The 12,354-nt window shown below is 64.2% G+C and carries 11 protein-coding genes; 2 read left to right on the top strand and 9 right to left on the bottom strand.

What is annotated here, in order from left to right; genetic code table 11:
• Nucleotides 1-13: 13 nt before the first annotated feature.
• The 5 genes from clpB to AOT87_RS24150 all read right to left on the bottom strand — a co-directional run bounded on the left by clpB (nucleotide 14) and on the right by AOT87_RS24150 (nucleotide 5,436).
• Nucleotides 14-2,560, bottom strand: coding sequence for an ATP-dependent chaperone ClpB (gene clpB, locus AOT87_RS24130; protein WP_057968950.1), 2,547 nt, complete (start codon nucleotides 2,558-2,560; stop codon nucleotides 14-16).
• 141 nt (nucleotides 2,561-2,701) lie between these two features.
• Entirely contained in the window at nucleotides 2,702-3,619 is a 918-nt protein-coding gene (locus tag AOT87_RS24135) for an SRPBCC domain-containing protein (protein ID WP_057968949.1), read from the bottom strand.
• A 39-nt stretch (nucleotides 3,620-3,658) separates the two neighbouring features.
• Nucleotides 3,659-4,195: an SRPBCC domain-containing protein gene (locus tag AOT87_RS24140; protein WP_057968948.1), complete on the bottom strand. Its 537-nt coding sequence runs from the start codon at nucleotides 4,193-4,195 to the stop codon at nucleotides 3,659-3,661.
• Between the two features lie 59 nt (nucleotides 4,196-4,254).
• Nucleotides 4,255-4,740, bottom strand: coding sequence for an SRPBCC domain-containing protein (locus AOT87_RS24145; RefSeq protein ID WP_234795780.1), 486 nt, complete (start codon nucleotides 4,738-4,740; stop codon nucleotides 4,255-4,257).
• Between the two features lie 72 nt (nucleotides 4,741-4,812).
• Nucleotides 4,813-5,436 carry a TetR family transcriptional regulator gene (locus AOT87_RS24150; protein ID WP_057968947.1) on the bottom strand — a complete coding sequence of 208 codons (624 nt, stop codon included), beginning with the start codon at nucleotides 5,434-5,436 and terminating at the stop codon, nucleotides 4,813-4,815.
• 97 nt (nucleotides 5,437-5,533) lie between these two features.
• Between AOT87_RS24150 and AOT87_RS24155 the strand changes: the two genes are divergently transcribed.
• Together AOT87_RS24155 and AOT87_RS24160 are read left to right on the top strand one after the other, a co-directional pair.
• A complete protein-coding gene (locus tag AOT87_RS24155; RefSeq protein WP_057968959.1) occupies nucleotides 5,534-6,568 on the top strand; it encodes an ABC transporter permease in 1,035 nt (344 codons plus the stop codon).
• Nucleotides 6,569-6,884: 316 nt separating this feature from the next.
• Nucleotides 6,885-8,039, top strand: a complete 1,155-nt coding sequence (locus AOT87_RS24160) for an FAD-binding oxidoreductase (protein ID WP_030097163.1) — start codon at nucleotides 6,885-6,887, stop codon at nucleotides 8,037-8,039.
• Here AOT87_RS24160 and AOT87_RS24165 read toward each other — a convergent pair.
• Genes AOT87_RS24165 through dnaK form a run of 4 tightly spaced genes read right to left on the bottom strand, consistent with a single transcriptional unit; the run spans nucleotide 8,036 to nucleotide 12,212 of the window.
• Nucleotides 8,036-8,428, bottom strand: coding sequence for a MerR family transcriptional regulator (locus AOT87_RS24165; protein ID WP_044105369.1), 393 nt, complete (start codon nucleotides 8,426-8,428; stop codon nucleotides 8,036-8,038). The two genes, AOT87_RS24160 and AOT87_RS24165, sit on opposite strands and share 4 nt — an antisense overlap.
• Nucleotides 8,425-9,609 carry a molecular chaperone DnaJ gene (gene dnaJ, locus AOT87_RS24170; RefSeq protein ID WP_057968946.1) on the bottom strand — a complete coding sequence of 395 codons (1,185 nt, stop codon included), beginning with the start codon at nucleotides 9,607-9,609 and terminating at the stop codon, nucleotides 8,425-8,427. Before dnaJ ends, AOT87_RS24165 begins: the two co-directional genes overlap by 4 nt.
• A gap of 45 nt (nucleotides 9,610-9,654) precedes the next feature.
• Nucleotides 9,655-10,347 (bottom strand): nucleotide exchange factor GrpE, encoded by a 693-nt coding sequence (grpE, locus tag AOT87_RS24175; RefSeq protein WP_030097166.1) that lies wholly within the window; start codon nucleotides 10,345-10,347, stop codon nucleotides 9,655-9,657.
• Nucleotides 10,344-12,212 carry a molecular chaperone DnaK gene (gene dnaK, locus AOT87_RS24180; protein WP_030097167.1) on the bottom strand — a complete coding sequence of 623 codons (1,869 nt, stop codon included), beginning with the start codon at nucleotides 12,210-12,212 and terminating at the stop codon, nucleotides 10,344-10,346. The genes grpE and dnaK overlap by 4 nt, the downstream gene beginning before the upstream one ends.
• Nucleotides 12,213-12,354: the final 142 nt, after the last annotated feature.

Consider the following 12,354-nt stretch of genomic DNA (forward strand, 5'->3'; position numbering starts at 1 on the left):
ACTCGACAGCTACTTATCCCAGAGTGAGCGAGTCGCCGTCGGCGCTGACGTTCACCGGAACGACGTCACCGTCGTGCACCTCACCGGCCAGCAGCTGTTTGGCCAGCTTGTCGCCGATGGCCTGCTGCACCAGGCGACGCAACGGACGCGCCCCGTAGATCGGATCGAATCCGCGCTGGGCCAGCCAATTCTTGGCGGGCTCGGACACCTCGAGCGTCAACCGCCGCTGGGCGAGCCGCTTCTGCAGCTGCGCCAACTGGATGTCGACGATCCGCACCAGCTCCTCGGGGTTGAGCGGCTCGAAGATGAGCACGTCGTCAAGCCGGTTGATGAACTCCGGCTTGAACTTGGCGCGCACCGCCGCCATCACCTGCTCCTCGGAGCCACCGGCACCCAGGTTGGAGGTGAGGATCAATATGGTGTTCCGGAAGTCGACCGTGCGGCCCTGCCCGTCGGTGAGCCGTCCCTCGTCGAGCACCTGCAGCAGCACGTCGAACACATCCGGGTGCGCCTTCTCGACCTCGTCGAACAGCACCACTGTGTACGGGCGCCGCCGCACCGCCTCGGTCAGCTGACCACCGGCGTCATATCCGACATATCCGGGTGGGGCACCGACAAGCCTTGCCACGGAATGCTTTTCGCCGTACTCAGACATGTCGATACGCACCATGGCGTGCTCGTCGTCGAACAGGAAGTCCGCGAGCGCCTTGGCCAGCTCGGTCTTGCCGACACCGGTGGGCCCGAGGAACAGGAACGAACCGGTGGGCCGGTTGGGGTCAGCGACACCGGCCCGGGCACGGCGCACCGCATCGGAAACGGCCTCGACGGCCTTCGTCTGGCCCACGACCCGCGCGCCCAGCACATCTTCCATGCGCAGCAGCTTGGCGGTCTCGCCCTCCATGAGCCGGCCGGCCGGAATACCGGTCCAGGCCGACACCACGTCGGCGACGTCGTCGGGCCCAACCTCTTCCTTGAGCATGACGCTTTCGCGTGCCTGGGCTCCGGGAAGCGCGGCCTCCAGCTGCTTCTCCAGGTCCGGGATACGCCCGTACCGCAATTCCGCGACCTTGCCGAGGTCGCCGTCTCGCTCGGCGCGATCGGATTCACCCTTGAGGGTTTCCAATTGCTCCTTGAGTTCCCGGACCACGTCGATGGCGTTCTTCTCGTTCTGCCACCGAGCGGTCAACTCGGCGAGGCGTTCCTTCTTGTCGGCCAGCTCCTCGCGCAGCTTCACCAGACGCTGCTTGGAGGCCTCGTCGTCTTCCTTGGACAGCGCCATCTCTTCGATCTCGAGACGACGCACGACGCGCTCGACCTCGTCGATCTCCACAGGGCGCGAATCGATTTCCATACGCAAACGCGATGCGGCCTCGTCGACCAGGTCGATGGCCTTATCGGGCAGGAATCGCGAGGTGATGTACCGGTCGGACAAGGTGGCGGCGGCCACCAGCGCAGAGTCGGTGATCCGCACGCCGTGGTGAACCTCGTAGCGCTCCTTGATGCCGCGCAGGATGCCGACGGTGTCCTCCACCGAAGGCTCACCCACCAGCACCTGCTGGAACCGGCGCTCCAGGGCGGCGTCCTTCTCGATGTACTTGCGGTACTCGTCGAGTGTGGTGGCGCCGACCAGGCGCAGCTCGCCGCGCGCCAGCATAGGCTTGATCATGTTGCCGGCGTCCATCGCCGACTCACCCGTGGCACCCGCACCGACGATGGTGTGCAGCTCGTCGATGAACGTAATCAGCTGTCCCGCAGAGTTCTTGATCTCGTCGAGGACAGCCTTGAGACGTTCCTCGAACTCACCTCGGTACTTGGCGCCCGCGACCATGGATCCGAGATCCAAAGAGACAACGGTCTTGCCGCGCAAGCTTTCGGGCACGTCGCCGGCCACGATGCGCTGCGCCAGCCCCTCCACGATGGCGGTCTTACCGACGCCGGGCTCACCGATCAACACCGGATTGTTCTTGGTCCGGCGGCTGAGCACCTGCACGACGCGGCGAATCTCGGTGTCGCGACCAATCACCGGGTCGAGCTTTCCCTCGCGGGCGCGGGCGGTCAGGTCGGTGGAGTACTTCTCCAACGCCTGGAACGTCGACTCGGGCTCGGGGCTGGTCACCCGGCCGCTGCCGCGCACCTGAACAAAGGCGTCGCGCAACGCGTTCGGAGTGGCGCCGTTGTTGGCGAGCAGCTTGGCGATATCGGAATCACCGGTGGCCAAGCCTACGAACAGATGCTCGGTGGATACGTAGTCGTCATTGAGCTCGGTGGCGAGCTGCTGCGCCGTGGTGATCGCGGCGATGGAATCACGCGAGAGCTGCGGGTTGGCGCTGGCGTTGCTGACCTGAGGAAGCCGGTCGGCGATAGCCTGCGCCTCGTTGCGCACGGTCGCGGGGTCCACGCCCACGGCCTGCAACAGCGGCGCGGCGATGCCATCGGTCTGGCTCAGCAGCGCCACCAGCAGGTGGGCGGGACGGATTTCGGGGTTGCCTGCAGTAGTTGCTGCCTGGAGGGCAGCAGTCAGCGCGGCCTGGGTTTTCGTGGTCGGATTGAACGAGTCCACAACACCTCCATGGGTTGAGAGAAATGCTTGTCAGTAATTCCAACGCAGCCAACCTTGAGTCTGTTCCGCTCAACTTTGAGAATTTTCGCGGTGCCGTGTCTAGCTCATCACACCCCGGTGTGCTCCGAACCGAATCGGGGATCACACGCGGTCGCCGCGCCCCTCGAGCAGCTCGCCGACGCGCGACAACACAGGAAGCGCTCCGCCACGCAGAACCGACCGCAGCTGGCGATTGAGCGGCGACTGCGGATCGAACCCGCGCAGCGTGAACCAGAGCTGGGTACCTCCATCCCTGGGAATCAGTCGCCAGGTCATGCGCAATGTGGTGATTCCACCCAGGATCGGAATCTCGAAGGTGCTGTCGATGAGCTCGGGCTCGCGCACCTCCAGGAACTCCATCTCGACCCGTCCGGCGAATCCGACGAGCGGAATCGCATAGGTGCTGATGAACAGCCGGCTACCGGCTTCCACCGACACCAAATCGTGGTCATTCACCAGGTCCCCCACGAACTCCTTGGAAGTGACCACCTGCCACACCGTGCGCGGCGGATGGCGATAGAACTCGCCCAGACTGAAGGCCGTCGCATCATCGGGTGGGGGGTCTGCGCCGGACTCGGGGAGGGCCAAGAGCTCTTCGATACGCGACATGACCAACGCCCATAAATCCCGAACGAGAGCGCGAAGCCTCACATGGGCGGGGTTGGCGACGTCAAATCCGGTGTGCACGACCAGTAATCGCGTTCCTCCGGGCTCGGGGTGGAGCGTCCACGTGACCCGCAGATCCCAGGAGTCCTCCGGTGTGGTGAATCTGTAGACCATGCGTTCACCGGGTACGACATCGGTGAACTCACAGTTCCCGCGGCCCCCGAAGTTCACCTCGGGCATCGGAAAGGTCGTGAACGAGAACGACCTGCCCGCTTCTACCGAATCCCTGTCGACCTCGGTGGTCCAGTCGGAAACCGAAGCGGCCGAGGTGATGGCAAGCCAGACCTGCTCGGCTGGATATGGGAAGAACTGCCCGACCGTCACCGATGTCAGGTCGTCCCGCGAGGCGGTCATACCCCTGGGATACCGCAGATGCGTGATGCATGCGGACGATCAGGCGGATACATCGGTGACCAAACGGCACGGGGGCTGATTCTCGGCGCGCGGCGCGGTGTCGATACATCGTCCGAGCCGGCCCATCGTGCCGGGCCAACCGAGCTCGGAGATCTTCCGGTAGATACGCGACGCCGAATCGCTGAGATCAAACCCTTCGTGCCGGAACGTGACCATGGTGCCGCCCGGAACCTCGTGCAGCGTCCACGTCACCGTCGACACCCTCTGCTTGGACGATTTCATATCCCACCAGCGGATCGACAGCACCCTGTTCGGGGTAGCCGCGAGGACCTCGCAGGACAGCGCGCCCGAGAAGTCGGCCATGGGCAGGGGGAAGGCTTTGAAACGGAACCGGGTTCCGACCTGGGGCCGAAAGCCAACCGGGTCCATCAGCCATTCCTCCATGGCGTCTGGGCACGCGATCACGCTCCACACCCGCGCGGGCGGGTGCGGATAGAAATGGTCGAGAAGAATGGTGGCGATGTCGTTCGCGTCGTCGAGCACAGCACTCTCCAGATTGATGGGGTTATCTTTCATACCCCATCAATCTGGGTTACCGCCGTGTTCGCATCTGTTAGCCAGGCAAACTCACCCGGCTAGAGCTCAACGGCGCCCCCGCCAGCCGGGGTAGTCGCTGCACAATCGATCAGGCGCCCGAGCTTGGCCATCGCCGTCGGCCAGAACCGATCGGACAGGCCAGCCATCCTGCGCACAGCAGGGTCATCGCTACTGAAAGCCGGTCGGCTCACGCTGACCACGGTGCCGCCGGGAACCTCGCACAACGTCCACGCTGTTCGCCAGGCCACCGGGTCTGGCGATTTCGTATCCCACCAGGAAATCGCCAGCATTTCGTTGCGCATAGCCACCAAGACTTCGCACGCGATGTCCCCGGAATAGTTGGCAATCGGCATCGGAAGATCGGTGAGCCGGTACCGCGTACCTTCCACGGCGCGGAACCCAACCTGTTCGACGAACCAGTCCCCCATGACATCGGGGTCGACCAAGACGTTCCATACGCGCCCGGGAGGGTGCGGATAGAAGAAATCGGCGACAACATCCGGTCGCTCGTCAAGATCGCCCACGGCACACACTCCCTTGTCGGTGGTGAGACCTTTGTACTCCGTGAACCTGGGCGACTGCTGTAGTTAGATGAGTTAGCTAGGCAAACCTAATTCGGAAGCATCGGCCGTGAGATACCGATCAACGGTCGGAGCCAATATGGCGACCATCTGCTCCCTGGTCAACGCGACCAAGGGATCGATCTTGAGTGCGTATCGCAGGAGCGCGGTCCCGACCATCGAGGTGGCCGCCAGCGCGAATCGCGTCCGCACCTCCGGCCCCCCACCCAGCTCCTCGCTGATCGCGGCCAACACGTAGTTCTGCATGAAATCCCGAAACGCGCGATGGGCATCGTCGTTGGTGGTGGCCGACTGCAGGATCGCGAGCATCGTGTCGACCGTGCCTGCCTGTTCCCACATCGACAGGTACGCGTTGACGAAGCGTTGACCGACCGTGCCCTCACCCTCGCGAATAGCGAGCACCAGCTCGTTGGGATCGATCACCAGCTGGATCGACTGACGAAACAGCTCATCCTTCGACCCGAAGAGGTACACGACCATGGACGGATCGATACCCGCATCGCGGGCAACACCCCTGATGGTCGTCTTCTCATAGCCGCGCTCGGCGAATGAGCGCTTCGCAACGTCGAGCACACGCTCTCGCGAGACCGCTTCCCCGCGACGGCGGCCCCGGCGGGCGGTATTCGTGCTGGTTGCCATGCTCTACGGTATCAATTTTCCACAAGTGTTGAAAAAAGGCCACATGCGATCTACTCTCATCTCAATTAATTCAACACTTAATGAAATGGAGGATGAGATGACGGGCCACCACGAACTCCGACCGGGCGCTCATCACCAGGTGCCGGACTGGGCGCGGGCCACATCCGTTGCCGCCCTGCTGACGTGCGCACTCGGGGTCATCTTCATCGCCTTCGCCTGGCCCTCGGCACGCACCGCACCGCGCGACGTGCCGATCGGCGTCACCGGGTCGGCGGCACAGGTGGCCATGCTCACCGAGCGACTAGCGGGTGCCTCACCCGGCGCGTTCGCCGTCACCCACTACCCGAGTCAAACCAAACTCGAGGAGGCGACCAGAAACCGCTCCGTCTACGGCGGATTCGTCCTCATGCCCCCGGCACCCACCGTCGTGGTCGCGACGGGCGGCAGCCCTGCCGTCGCACAAGCACTGACCGGCATCGGTCAACAAATCGGCAAGCAGAGCGGGATGGCGGTGTCCATCAAGGACCTCGCTCCACTGCCGCCCTCGGATCCGCGCGGCATCGGCCTGGCCGCAGCGGCCCTGCCCATGACCTTGGGCGGGCTGCTTCCGGCGGTCGCTCTCACCCTGTTGTTTCCCGGCAGAACCTGGCTCAAAGCAGCCACAGCCACTGGGTTCTCGTTCCTGGCGGCACTCACCATCTGCGTCATCCTGGATTCCTGGCTGGGCGTCATCACCGAGAACTTCTGGGGAGTGACCGCCGGCCTCACGCTGGGGATGATGGCGATGTCGTTGAGTATCACCGGCCTTGGCGCCCTGCTCGGATATCCGGGAATCGGATTGGGAGCGGCCGTCGCCGTGTTGATCGGGAACCCACTCTCGGGGTTGACGAGTGCGCCCGAGTTCTTGCCCAAAGGCCTTGGCCTACTTGGGCAATTCCTGCCACCAGGGGCCAACGGCACGCTGCTGCGATCCCTGGCCTACTTCGACGGAGCCGGTTCGGCCGGAGTGATCCTGATCCTGTGCTGCTGGGTGGGCCTCGGGGTCGCGATGCTGGCACTCGACGGGGCTCGGCAGCGTGCGATGGTGCGCGGCGTGAACGGGACAGAACTTCGTAAACCGGAGCTGGTCTAACAACTGTCGAGTGCGAGCCTGACGCGGATTTCGAGCCCAACACCCGCGTCAGGCTCGCACTCGATCGGCTCAGAAGGTCCCCTCCGTGATTCCCCCCACGCCGCCGACACAACACCCGGCAAAAATACTCAAGCCGCAAACATGCGCCTGTAGTGCAGACAACTAGCCCTGGCAGTGCTTTCAGCACACGAGTATGCGGCCCGTAAGTCAACCGTTTCCCCCGCTGACCTCATGCAGTCCCAGACGGTCCACAAACTTCCCTCCTAGACTGGCCTCTTGGTGGGCAGGACCAGGAAAGGCGAGGCAACGGAAGCTCGTGGGGCTTGAGGACGTCGAAGCACTGCACGACTTGGTCGGCGGGGTCGAGCTATCGGGAGACAAACTTGTCCGAAGCTTCTACAGCCGCTGGTTCGCCGTCGACCCCGCCGTCGGCGACCTTTTCCCTGCCGACATGTCGACACCGCGCGAACACTTCCGTCAGGCGCTGCAGTTCGTGCTCTGGGAGATGGCGGCCTACCGGACCGAAGGCCTGGTCAACTTCCTGGCGCAGCTAGGCCGGGATCATCGGAAGTTCGGGGCCACCGACAGCCAGTACGGCACCATGCGTCAAGCCCTCTTGGACGCCACACGCGAGGTGCTGCAACCGATCTGGGACCAGCGGATGGAAGCCACCGCCACCGAGGTCTACACGGTGATGGTCGAGGTGATGCGCAGCGCCGCCGCCTCGGACAGCGGCCAGCCCTGGTGGGACGGGAAGGTCATCGAATACCACCGCACCTCACGGGATCTTGCGTTGATCCGACTGAAACTCAACGCACCCATGGACTACCACTGCGGGCAGTACGTACATGTCCAGGTACCGCAGAGCCCGCGGAATTGGCGCTATCTGAGCTTGGCGATTCCGCCGGATCCCGAGGGCTACATCGAATTTCACGTCAAGGCCGTACCCGGCGGGCTTGTCAGCGGTGACATGGTCAACAAGACGAAAGTCGGTGACACCTGGCGAATTTCGCCGCCACTGGGCGCGCTGTCGGTGAACCGCGACGGTGGAGATGTGCTTATGGTCGCGGGCAGCACCGGCATCGCACCGCTGCGGTGTCTCATCATGGAGCTGTCGCAATGGGCCGAGAATCCGCGGGTCCACCTGTTCTACGGGGCACGCTATCCGCAGGAACTCTACGACCTGTGGACCCTGTGGCATATCGCCTCGACGAATCCGTGGCTGTCGGTCACACCGGTGTCCGAATACCCCCGAAACCCGGACTGGGCCAACGAATACCACGATCCGACACCACCACGGGGCCTGCACGTCCGCCAGACGGGATTGCTCTCGGAGGTGGTGACGGCCTACGGCGGCTGGGGTGATCGCCAGATTCTGCTCGGCGGCTCCGCATCGATGATCCAGGCCACCAAGGAGGCGCTGGTCTCAAAGGGGGCCGACGCCTCCAGAATCCAGCACGACCCGCTCTAGCGTTGCTGACGCGGCTGCCAGACGACGACCGCGGTGCTCTTGGGGATGATTGCGACCTCACGGCCCGCCGTCGCCGCGCGCAACTGGGCCACCTCGGCCGTGAGCTCAGCGACCTTGGCCTGCAAAGCCTCCACCTGATTGCTCAGCTCGATAACGCGTTTGATGCCAGCGAGATTGACGCCCTCGTCCTGCGACAGCCGCTGCACCTCGCGCAGCAGGTCCACATCACGCTGTGAGTAGCGCCGACCGCCACCACTGGTGCGTTCGGGGATGACCAGCCCTAGCCGGTCATAGGTTCGCAGGGTCTGCGCGTGCATCCCGGCGAGCTCGGCGGCCACGGAGATCAGAAAAGTGCGGGCTCCTCGCTCCGGCTGACGGCGGGCCGTCATCGTGCACCCGCCCAGCCTGCGCGCGGATCGAATCCGCTGGCCTTCTCGGCCACCTGATAGCGCTGCAACGCCTCCAGCGCACTGTCTTCCAGCTTCGAGGGCACCGCCACCTTGACGGTGACCAGCAGATCGCCGTTACCGCCCGCACGCTTCGGAATGCCGCGTCCACGCACCCGCAGGATGCGTCCGTCGGAGGTACCCGCGGGCACCTTAACCCCAACGCGGCCTTCCAGTGTCGGCACGGAAACCGTGGCACCCAAAGCCAATTCGGTAAAGCTCACCGGAACGGTGAGAGTCAGGTCGTCGCCGTCGCGGCTGAACACCTTGTCGGGCCGCACATGCACGGTGACGTACAGATCGCCCGAAGGAGCGCCGCGCAGTCCGGCCTCGCCCTGTCCGGCCAGCCGAATACGTTGTCCGTCGTCCACTCCCGGCGGAATCCGCACGGTGATGGTGCGGGTTCGGGTGGTGACACCCGTTCCCTGGCAGTCGGTGCACGGGTTCTCGATGATCGAGCCCGTGCCACGGCAATCGGCGCACGGTTCGGAGAATCCGAACGCACCCTGGTTGCGATTGATGACGCCACTGCCATTGCAGGAGCCACAGACCTTCGGGCTGGTACCTGGGCGGGCGCCACTGCCGTGGCAGGTGGTGCACGGAGCGGGACTGGTGAGCCGCAGCGGAACCGATACGCCCTTGCATGCTTCGACGAAGTCCAGCTGGGTCTCGGTTTCCAGATCGTTGCCGCGGCGCGGGCGACTGGCACGCGGCTGCGCGCGCTGCCCGAACAGGCCGCCGAACAGATCGCCGATTCCGCCACCACCGGAGGTGTCGGCGTTACCGAACAGGTCGTTCAGGTTGAACTCGGCACTGTTGGCGCCGCCGCTGAATCCGCCGCCGCCACCAAATCCATTGTCGCCGAAGCGCCGTCCGAACCCGCCACCGGCGAAGAGCCGACGGGTCTCGTCGTACTCCTTGCGCTTAGCCGGGTCCGACAGCACGTCCTTGGCCTCGCTGACGGCCTTGTAACGGTCCTCAGCGGCCTGGTTCCCCGGATTTCTGTCCGGGTGATTTTCGGCCAGCAGCTTGCGTGCGGCCTTCTTGATCTCGTCCTGGCTCGCGGTGGAGGCGAGGCCGAGCTCCTTGTAGAAGTCCTTCTCGACCCATTCACGTTGCGTCACCCGACATCACCTCCTTCGCGTCCATCGGGTATTGCTGTGCAGTTCTTACTCTGATTCTGTCTTGGATTGCGTTTCGGCACCCGTTGTTCCGGGTTCCTGCTGAGTCGTGTCGCCACCCTCGGGACTTGCCGGATCACTGGGACTTCCGTCGGTTACCACGACCATCGCGGTACGGAGCACCCGATCACCCATCTTGTAACCCTTGCGCAGCACCGCCGCCAGCACGGGATGGCCGTCCTGGCCGTCGTGCTGAACCGCCTCATGCAGCGAGGGATCGAAGTCGTCCCCCTCGGCACCGAATGTCGCCAATCCCAGCCCTTCGAGGGCCGCGGACAGCTTGTCCGAAACACTGCGCAGCGGACCTGATTCCAGGTCGCCATGCTCGCGCGCGCGGTCGAGATCGTCCAGCACACCCAGCAGCTGAGCCACTACGGACGCCTTGGCCGAATCGATGACGGCCTGCCGGTCCCGTTCCACCCGCTTGCGGTAGTTGGCGAAGTCGGCGTGCGCACGCTGCAGGTCGGCCGTCAGTTCGGCCACCTTGGCATCCGCATCCGACTCGCCCCCGGAGGCCGCGGACCCGGGTGCCGAAGCACCCGGTTCCGCTGCGGTGGCTGGCTTTTCAGCCACCTTCGCCTCTTCGCGAACCGCGCCGGTGTTGGGATCGATCCGGCGCTTATCGGTAACGGTCACCGGTTCGCGTTCTTCATCCCGATCTTGCCCACCTGACGGGGTCACTTGCTGTCCTTCTCCTCGTCGACGACCTCGGCATCCACGACATCGCTGTCGGCAGCGCCAGCGCCACCTTCGGCTCCGGCGCCTTCAGCCCCAGCCTTGGCGGCTGCGGCCTCGTAGATGGCCTGACCCAGTGCCTGCGACTGCTCGCCGAGCTTCTCCATCGCTTCCTTGATGGCGCCGATATCGGTGCCCTCCAGTGCCTTCTTGGCATCGGCGATGGCGTCGTCCACCTTGGAGAGCGTCTCGTCAGAGACGACCTTCTCGGTGCCCTCGGCGGGCTCACGCTGCTCCTTGACGAACTTCTCCGTCTGGTAGACCAGCGACTCGGCCTGGTTGCGGACATCGGCCTCTTCGCGGCGCTTCTTGTCCTCGTCGGCGTGTGCCTCGGCGTCCTTGATCATCCGGTCGATCTCTTCCTTGGAGAGGCCGGAGCCTTCCTGGATCTTGATCGTGTTCTCCTTGCCGGTGCCCTTGTCCTTCGCGGTCACGTGCACGATGCCGTTGGCATCGATGTCGAAGGTGACCTCGATCTGGGGCACACCGCGCGGAGCCGGCGGGATACCGGTCAGCTCGAAGGAGCCCAGGAGCTTGTTGTGCGAAGCGATCTCGCGCTCGCCCTGGTACACCTGGATCTGCACCGACGGCTGGTTGTCGTCTGCCGTGGTGAAGGTCTCGGACCGCTTGGTGGGGATGGTGGTGTTGCGCTCGATGAGCTTGGTCATCACGCCACCCTTGGTCTCGATACCGAGGGACAGCGGGGTGACGTCAAGCAACAGAACGTCTTTCACCTCGCCCTTGAGCACGCCGGCCTGCAGCGCGGCACCCACGGCGACAACCTCGTCGGGGTTGACGCCCTTGTTGGGCTCCTTACCGCCGGTCAGCTCCTTGACCAGATCGGTCACCGCGGGCATACGGGTAGAACCACCCACCAGCACCACGTGATCAATGTCGGCCACGGAAACACCGGCATCCTTGATGACCGACTGGAACGGCTTGCGGGTGCGGTCCAGCAGATCCTGAGTGATCTTCTGGAATTCGGCACGCGTCAGCTGCTCGTCGAGGAACAACGGGTTCTTGTCCGCGTCAACAGTGATGTACGGCAGGTTGATCGAGGTCGACTGCGAGCTGGACAGCTCGATCTTCGCCTTCTCGGCAGCCTCACGCAGACGCTGCATGGCCATCTTGTCCTTGGTCAGGTCGATACCGGCGCTGGCCTTGAACTTGTCGACGAGCCAGGTCACGATGCGCTCGTCCCAGTCGTCACCACCGAGGTGGTTGTCGCCGGAAGTCGCACGGACCTCCACGACACCGTCGCCGATTTCCAGCAGCGACACGTCGAAGGTGCCACCGCCGAGGTCGAAGACCAGGATGGTCTGTTCCTTCTCGCCCTTGTCCAGGCCGTAGGCCAGGGCGGCCGCGGTCGGCTCGTTGACGATGCGCAGGACGTTCAGACCGGCGATCTGGCCGGCTTCCTTGGTCGCCTGACGCTGTGCGTCGTTGAAGTACGCCGGCACGGTGATGACGGCGTCCTCGATGTCTTCACCCAGGTAGGCCTCGGCGTCGCGCTTCAGCTTCTGCAGCGTGCGGGCGCTGATCTCCTGGGGGGTGTAGTTCTTTCCGTCGATTTCAACGGACCAATCGGTGCCCATGTGACGCTTGACCGACCGGATGGTCCGGTCGACGTTGGTCACCGCCTGGTTCTTGGCGGGCTGCCCGACCAGCACCTCGCCATTGCGCGCGAACGCAACGACGGACGGGGTGGTGCGAGAGCCTTCCGAGTTCGCGACAACTACCGGGTCGCCGCCTTCGAGGACGGCGACAACGGAGTTGGTGGTCCCGAGGTCGATTCCGACCGCACGAGCCATAGTTCATTCCTCCTGTTGGTTACCTCAATGCCTTCAGTGAGATCCGCTCAAGTTTGCCTCGTCCGGATCTTTTCGTCAAGCCATAGTTGAGCCTACATGACTCAAGTTCGACATACTGGTCAACGGACCACCGCCGACATTT

This window comes from Mycobacteroides sp. H003, from assembly GCF_001440135.1.
GTDB classification, from domain to species: domain Bacteria; phylum Actinomycetota; class Actinomycetes; order Mycobacteriales; family Mycobacteriaceae; genus Mycobacterium; species Mycobacterium gwanakae.

What these genes read in the sequence shown, in the direction of transcription:
- AOT87_RS24155 (WP_057968959.1), top strand. Translation starts at nt 5,534, where the DNA reads ATGACGGGCCACCACGAACTCCGACCGGGCGCTCATCACCAGGTGCCG.
- dnaK (WP_030097167.1), bottom strand. Translation starts at nt 12,212, where the DNA reads ATGGCTCGTGCGGTCGGAATCGACCTCGGGACCACCAACTCCGTTGTC.
- AOT87_RS24165 (WP_044105369.1), bottom strand. Translation starts at nt 8,428, where the DNA reads ATGACGGCCCGCCGTCAGCCGGAGCGAGGAGCCCGCACTTTTCTGATC.
- AOT87_RS24140 (WP_057968948.1), bottom strand. Translation starts at nt 4,195, where the DNA reads ATGAAAGATAACCCCATCAATCTGGAGAGTGCTGTGCTCGACGACGCG.
- AOT87_RS24150 (WP_057968947.1), bottom strand. Translation starts at nt 5,436, where the DNA reads ATGGCAACCAGCACGAATACCGCCCGCCGGGGCCGCCGTCGCGGGGAA.
- AOT87_RS24135 (WP_057968949.1), bottom strand. Translation starts at nt 3,619, where the DNA reads ATGACCGCCTCGCGGGACGACCTGACATCGGTGACGGTCGGGCAGTTC.